Source organism: Nocardiopsis sp. SBT366, assembly GCF_001083815.1.
Classification (GTDB): domain Bacteria; phylum Actinomycetota; class Actinomycetes; order Streptosporangiales; family Streptosporangiaceae; genus Nocardiopsis; species Nocardiopsis prasina.
The window spans coordinates 74,479-81,197 of sequence record NZ_LAVM01000016.1 but is presented as its reverse complement, the minus strand read 5'-3'; the positions used below and the strand labels follow the sequence as shown (position 1 = coordinate 81,197).

Annotated in this window: 6 protein-coding genes; 3 read left to right on the top strand and 3 right to left on the bottom strand. The window is 72.6% G+C overall.

Going from position 1 to position 6,719, the window contains the following annotated elements; genetic code table 11:
- The first annotated feature begins 296 nt into the window (after nt 1-296).
- On the top strand, nt 297-1,226 hold the full coding sequence (locus ADX84_RS07235) for a nucleoside hydrolase (RefSeq protein WP_049569396.1): 930 nt from the start codon (nt 297-299) through the stop codon (nt 1,224-1,226).
- A 62-nt stretch (nt 1,227-1,288) separates the two neighbouring features.
- On the opposite strand, the gene ADX84_RS07230 is transcribed toward ADX84_RS07235, so the two are convergent.
- Together ADX84_RS07230 and ADX84_RS07225 are read right to left on the bottom strand one after the other, a co-directional pair.
- A complete protein-coding gene (locus ADX84_RS07230) occupies nt 1,289-1,960 on the bottom strand; it encodes a response regulator transcription factor (RefSeq protein WP_049569393.1) in 672 nt (223 codons plus the stop codon).
- 178 nt (nt 1,961-2,138) lie between these two features.
- Nucleotides 2,139-3,344, bottom strand: a complete 1,206-nt coding sequence (locus tag ADX84_RS07225) for an ATP-binding protein (protein WP_049569387.1) — start codon at nt 3,342-3,344, stop codon at nt 2,139-2,141.
- A gap of 224 nt (nt 3,345-3,568) precedes the next feature.
- Between ADX84_RS07225 and ADX84_RS07220 the strand changes: the two genes are divergently transcribed.
- Nucleotides 3,569-5,227 (top strand): PspC domain-containing protein, encoded by a 1,659-nt coding sequence (locus tag ADX84_RS07220; RefSeq protein WP_082206334.1) that lies wholly within the window; start codon nt 3,569-3,571, stop codon nt 5,225-5,227.
- Nucleotides 5,208-5,432 (top strand): hypothetical protein, encoded by a 225-nt coding sequence (locus ADX84_RS07215; RefSeq protein WP_049569384.1) that lies wholly within the window; start codon nt 5,208-5,210, stop codon nt 5,430-5,432. Before ADX84_RS07220 ends, ADX84_RS07215 begins: the two co-directional genes overlap by 20 nt.
- Nucleotides 5,433-5,768: 336 nt before the next feature.
- Here the strand turns inward: ADX84_RS07215 and rsmA are convergent, their stop codons facing one another.
- Nucleotides 5,769-6,653 carry a 16S rRNA (adenine(1518)-N(6)/adenine(1519)-N(6))-dimethyltransferase RsmA gene (gene rsmA, locus ADX84_RS07210; RefSeq protein WP_049569377.1) on the bottom strand — a complete coding sequence of 295 codons (885 nt, stop codon included), beginning with the start codon at nt 6,651-6,653 and terminating at the stop codon, nt 5,769-5,771.
- Nucleotides 6,654-6,719 lie beyond the last annotated feature (66 nt).

Sequence of the window (6,719 nt, the reverse complement as noted above, 5' to 3'; positions counted from 1 at the left end):
CACACCGGACGTCGACGGATGGCTCGGGCCGGGGGAGGTTCTCCTCCTCCCCCGGCCCGAGCCATCCGTCGACGTCCGGTGTGGTCGGCGGCTTACCCTGTTAGGGGCGTTTTCGGTGGATGTCGCCGGTCGCGCGCGTGCACGCCACGCGACGGGACGCGGGCGCGCCCGCCGCTCCTCCTGTGACGCGGCCGGGCACGAGGCCACCGGACACGCCCCCAACACCAACCAGGTCCTTCGCCTGGCTGGTCCGTGTCCTGTTCGGGGGGAGATTGGTCTTGGCTGACCAGGAGTCCATGCGTGTGTTCGTCGACTGCGATCCGGGGATCGACGACGCCGTCGCACTCGCCTACCTGGCCGCGCGGCCGGAGGTGGAGATCGTCGGGATCGGCGCGGTGTTCGGCAACAACACGGTCGAGGTGACCGCGCTGAACGCACTGCGCCTGCTCGACCTGTACGGCCGCCCGGACGTGCCGGTGGCCGTGGGCGCCGCCCGCCCGCTGGTGCAGGAGCCGAGTCTGGCCGGTCACGTGCACGGTGGGAACGGCCTGGGTGACGTGAAGCTCCCCGAGCCCGCCCGCGAGCCGGTGGCCGAGTCCGCCGCCGAACTCCTCGTGCGCCTGGTGCGGGAGAACCCGGGCGAGATCGACGTCCTGGCCGTGGGACCGCTGACCAACCTGGCGCTGGCGCTCGGCCTGGAGCCGCGTCTGCCGGAACTGGTGCGGCGCCTCGTTGTGATGGGCGGCGCCGTGGAGGTGCCCGGGAACGTCTCCTCGCACGCGGAGGCCAACATCGCCAACGACCCCGAGGCCGCCGAGGCTGTGTTCGCGGCCGGGTTCGACCTGGACCTGATCGCGCTCGACATCACCATGCGGACCGTGGCCACCGGGGCCTGGCTGGACCGGCTCCAGGAGGTTCCGGGGGCGCGCGCCCAGAACACGTCCGCGTTCCTGGACTTCTACGCCGAGTTCTACCGGGGCATCTTCGGAGTGCGCCAGTGCGCGATGCACGACCCGTTGGCCGCGGCGGTGCTGGTGGACCCGCACCTGGTGACCGGTGCCTTCGAGGCTCCGGTGCGGGTGGAGCTCACCGGCGGGCTGACCCGCGGGATGACCGTCGCGGACCGGCGGCTGCGGCCGAGCGCGGACGAGCGCCGGGCCGCGCGGGTGATCACCGAGGTGCGGGAGGACGAGTTCCTCGACCGCATGCTCGACTCCCTGCGCTGACCGGGCCCCTGGGGACCGCCGAGCGGGGACCGCACCCTTCGTGGAGCGCGTCCCCGCCGGGCTCAGACCAGGCGGCGGGCGGTGGCCCAGCGGCTGAGTTCGTGCCGGTTGGACAGCTGGAGCTTGCGCAGCACCGAGGACACGTGCGTCTCGACCGTCTTGACCGAGATGAACAGCTCCTTGGCGACCTCCTTGTACGCGTAGCCACGGGCGATGTGCCGCAGGACCTCGCGTTCGCGCTGGGTGAGGCGGTCCAGCTCGGGGTCGACCGGGGGCGCGTCGGTCGCGGAGAAGGCGTCCAGCACGAATCCGGCCAGTCGCGGTGAGAACACCGCGTCCCCGTCGGCGACCCGGACGATGGCGTTGGCCAGGTCCTTGCCGGAGATGGTCTTGGTGACGTAGCCGCGGGCGCCGCCGCGCACCACGCCGATGACGTCCTCGGCCGCGTCGGAGACCGACAGGGCGAGGAAGCGGATCTGGGAGTGCTTGGCCAGGACCCGCCGGAGCACCTCGACTCCCCCGCCTCCGGGCAGGTGCACGTCGAGGAGTACGAGGTCGGGCAGGGTCTCACCGATGACGTGCACCGCGCTGTCGACGTCCCCGGCCTCGCCGATGACGTTGACTGCGTCCCCGAGTTCCCCGCGTACCCCGCTGCGGAACAGCCGGTGGTCGTCCACGATCACGACGCGGGGGACCGCGTCTCCGTCACTGAAGTTCGTGCTCTCTTCTCCCACACCTGGACCCTATCCAGGGAAGTCACCCGGTAGGTAGTGGCCCGCGTCGCTCCGGACCTCCTCTGGCCCGAAGCGGCCACTTCCCGGAGCACTGGTCGCCGGACCCACGGGCCCGTGGGCTCCGGGGCTCCGGCCCCGCGCGTCCGGACCCAGGGGTCCTCCGGCCGACGGGGCCCGCTCACATGTCGGGGATACGCGGCATGCGGAGTTGTACCTCGGTGCCCTCGCCCGGCTCGGTCCGGATGCGCGCGGTCCCACCATGGCGCTCCATGCGGCCGATGATGGAGCCGCGCACGCCCATCCTGTCCTCCGGGATGTCGTCGAGGTCGAACCCGGCGCCACGGTCCCGCACGAACACCAGGACCTCACCTTCGTCCACCTCCCCGAACACGGAGATGCTGTCCGTTCCGGCGTACTTGGAGGCGTTGACCATGGCTTCGCGGGCGGCGCGGAGCATGGCGCTGATGCCGTCGTCGATGGGCGCGTCGCCGACGCACACCACCTCGATGGGCACGCCGTGTTCCTCCTCGACCTCGGCGGCCACCCGCTCCAGGCCGGGTGTGACGGTGGTCTCGGCGTCGGCGGGGCGCTGGTAGAGCCAACTGCGCAGGGCGCGTTCCTGCACGCGGGCCAGGCGCTGGACCTCGCGGGGGTCCTCGGCGCGGCGCTGGATGAGGGTCAGCGTGTGCAGGACGGAGTCGTGGATGTGCGCGGCGAGTTCGGCGCGTTCGGCGTTGCGGATGCGCTCACGGCGCTCGGAGTCGCGTTCGCGGATGAGCCCGATGATCCAGGGGGCGACGATCAGCGCGATCCCGGTGATGAGCGTGAACGCGAAGGTGAGTCCGGCGCGGGCCTCCTGGAGCTGCTGTTGGAAGACCAGGAAGCCGATCACGCCGACCACCACCAGCAGGACACCGGCGGCGGTGCGCATGATGCTCTTGGGTCGCGTGCGGCTGACTGTGCTGTTCATCCACTCGTTGCGTTCGGCGGGGTTGGCCTGCTGCCACAGGATGGTGGCCCCGAGCGCACCGAAGATGACGAACCACAGGAGTGGGTCGAAGACTCCGCCGAAGATCAGGAAGAGGAAGCCCAGCCCGGCGGCGAGGCCGACGTAGGCGACGAGCTGTGAGATGTCGCGGCCCTTGCGCCTGGCGTCCTCGGCCGGTTCGGGTCCGTCGCCGCCGACCTCCTCCTTGGGTACGAGGAAGTAGAGGGCCACGTAGACGGCCACCCCGATGCCGCCGACGGCGAGCGCCATGAACGCGAGGCGGACCACGACCGGGTCCAGGCCCAGGTGCCGGGCCAGCCCCGAGGCGACGCCGCCGAGGAGTCTGCCGTTGACCGCGCGGGTGAGCCGCGGGGTCTCCACGGCCGTCGTTGGCACCGCCCGATCACCGCTTTCGTGTGTGGCGCGACCCTCCTGGCGTGGGCTCGCGCGTGGTTCTGGACGGTTCCAGCATGCCCTGTGTGAGCCTCGTGGGACATCCGGGGCACGGCCCTGGTCCTGCCCTGGTGTTCTGGTCAGGGTGGGTTCAGGGTCGTCCCGGATTCCCTTCGCGACGTATCAGAGGTCACGATGGTTCCATGAGGAAAGTGTGGTGAGCGTCCATGTCTGACGGACAGTCGCCGACCGGGGCGTCGGCGGGGGGCGGCCCCCTGGGCAACGGGGCCCTTGGAGACGGGGCGGCCTTCGGGTACGGCCCCCCCGGGGGCGGTCCCACTGGCCCTGCGGGTCCCACCGGTTCCGGTGCCACCGCTTTCGGTTCGGGCTCGGGCTCCGGCTTCGGGGCCACGGCGGCCGAGGGCGTGGCCACCGAGAACCATCCGCCCGCTGGGGCGTCGGGCCGGGCGACCGGCCCCGAGCTGCGCCGCGACGACCAGCGACAGGCCCTGGCCGGGGTGTGCGCCGGACTGGGCGCGTACACGCGGGTGGACCCCGTCGTGTGGCGGGCGGCGTTCGTGCTGACCGCGTTCGCCGGTGGTGCCGGGCTGCTGCTGTACATCGCGGCGTGGATGCTCATGCGCGACTCGGAGGGCGGTCCGGCGACCTTCGAGCAGATGCTCAACCGCAGCATCCCGCCGCACGCGGTGCTGAAGCTGCTGACCGTCGGCCTCGCCGGAGCCACGGCGCTCAGCCTGGTGGGCGGGTTCGGTTGGGGAACGCTCGTGTTGGCGATCCCGCTGGTCCTGGGGTTGCTGACCGCGAGGAACCGGGGTGTGGACCTGCGGGCCTCGTTGCTCGCGCTCCGTTCGGACCTCGCCACGCGCGAACCGCCGCCCACCGGTCCGGTGCCGCAACCGGTTCCCGCCTACTACAACCCGGCCCAGCCGTGGGCCTCGGCCCCGCAGGGCCCGGTGGACCTGGCGGTGGTGTCCGAGCGCACGTCGCTGGACCCGGACGACGAAGAGGACGAGTACGAGGACGACGGGGACGAGGACACCTGCGACGGGGGGAGGAAGGAGGCGGACCGGCACGGCGGGGGCTGCCGTGGCGACGGTTCGGGTCACGGATGGAAGCCGCGTTCCTCACCGCTGGCCTCACACGCGCTGTGGACCGTGGTCGCCATGGGGATCGCGTGGGCGTTCACCGCCCCGCACCTGGGCCCGCCCGTGTCCGAGGCGAGCACCGCCCAGCTGCTGTGGGGGCCGGACCTCGGTGTCTACTTCATGGCCGCCGTGGTGGCGGTGATCGGTTTGTACGCACTGGTCGGGGCCTGGGTGGGCAACCCTCGGGGGCTGATGTCCCTGGGCTGCCTCGCCGTGCTCGGCGCGATGCTGGTGTCCGCCACCGACGTCACCAAGGTCCGGATCGGTGACCGGGACTGGGCGCCGGCCACGGCCGCCGAGGCCGGGTCGGACGACCTGTGGCTGAACGTGGGGTCGGGGACGCTGGACCTGACGGGGCTGCCCGCGGACGTCGACCCCGGTGAGTCGGTGGACGTGACGGCCCGGGTGGACGTGGGCTCCCTGGTCCTGGTGATCCCCGAGGACGCCCGCGTCAACCTGGTGTCGAACGTCTGGGCCGGGACGGTCGGTGTCGGGGACGCCGAGCCCGACGGCGACTTCGTGACCGGGCTGCGCGTCACCCATGAGGAGACCTTCGAGCCGACGCGAGCCCCGGAGGGTTCCGGGAGTACCGAAGGATCCGGAAGCGCCGAGGGGACCGGGGAAGCAGGGAACGGACAGGACGGTGTGCCGGTGATCAACGTGCACGCCATGAGCAGGGCCGGAACAGTGGAGGTGCGGTATGACCAAGCGGGGAACTGACTGGGGTTCGCTGCTCGCGGGACTGCTGTTCCTGGGGCTCGCGGTCGCGTTCGTCATCCGGGGCAGCGGCGAGTGGGAACCGAACGTGCTGTGGCTGCTGCCGGTGCTGGCGGTGGGTCTGGGCGTGGCCGCGGTGGCGCGGGCCCTGTTCCGGTCCCGCCCCCGGGAGTCGGAGGAACTCCCTCCCCCGCCGGACCGGGGCTGATTCGCCGCCCCGGCTTCAGGAACAGGAAGGGGCGTCCTCCTCGGAGGGCGCCCCTTCGTCATGCGCGCCGATGGATGCCTGCGAGTTCCTGTCCGAAACCCGCCCCACCCGAACGCCGCGCGTCCAACCGTCACGCGTCCCGTCCGCCGCCTACTCCCCGGCCAGCCCCTGGCGCGCTCCGGGCACACCGCACGCCTCGGCCGCTGCTCCCGGCGGTGTCCCTCGCGGTGTCCCCGGCCGAGCCACTCCCGCGGCTACCCCCTGGCGGTGCGCCCAGCGCACCCCGGGCGGCGCTCCAGGAGCACTCCCGCCGGTGCCCCAACGGCACTCCGGGCACTACTCCGGCCGGTGCTCCGCGATCGCCGCGAACTCCTCGATGCCCAGGGACTCACCGCGCGCGCTCGGCTGGACACCGGCGGCCCGGAGCGCCTCCTCCGCGGCGGGGGCCGAGCCCGCCCACCCGGACAGGGCCGCGCGCAGGGTCTTGCGGCGCTGGGCGAAGGCGGCGTCGATGACCTTGAAGACCTCCCGGCGCGGCGCCTTCGTGCTGGGCTCGGGACGGCGGATCAGCTCCACCAGCCCGGAGTCGACGTTGGGCGCGGGCCAGAAGACGTTGCGGCCGACCGAACCGGCCCGGCGCGCGCTGGCGTACCAGGCGACCTTCGCGGAGGGCACCCCGTAGATACGGCCACCCGGGGTGGCCGTGATCCGGTCGGCGACCTCGGCCTGCACCATCACCAGGACCCGTTCCAGGCTGGGCAGGAGTTCGAGCAGGTGCAGCAGGACCGGCACGGAGACGTTGTAGGGCAGGTTGGCCACGAGCGCGGTGGGGGCGGGGCCGGGCAGTTCGGTGACGCGCATGGCGTCGCCGGGAACCACCGTGAGCCGGTCGGCGAGGTCGGGGGCGTGGTCAACGACGGTGCCGGGCAGCGCCTCGGCCAGCCCCGGGTCGATCTCGATCGCGGTGACCTGCCGCACGTGCGGGAGCAGCGCGAGGGTGAGCGAGCCGAGTCCGGGCCCCACCTCGACGACCACGTCGTCGGCGCCGACGCCCGCGACACGGACGATGCGGCGGACGGTGCCGTGGTCGATGACGAAGTTCTGGCCCAGGGTCTTGGTGGGCCGGATACCGAACCGCTCGGCGAGGGCCCGCACGTCGGCGGGGGTGAGCAGGCGGGAACGGTCGGCGGGGTCGGATTCGGGTGTCTGTGTCACCCACACATCTTGCCAGCCGCCGCCCACCCGCTCATCCACGCCGCGTTCGGTGGGATCGCCTCCCGACGAACG

Coding starts and splice junctions, on each gene's coding strand:
- ADX84_RS07235 (WP_049569396.1), top strand. CDS start 297: ATGCGTGTGTTCGTCGACTGCGATCCGGGGATCGACGACGCCGTCGCA.
- ADX84_RS07220 (WP_082206334.1), top strand. CDS start 3,569: ATGTCTGACGGACAGTCGCCGACCGGGGCGTCGGCGGGGGGCGGCCCC.
- ADX84_RS07215 (WP_049569384.1), top strand. CDS start 5,208: ATGACCAAGCGGGGAACTGACTGGGGTTCGCTGCTCGCGGGACTGCTG.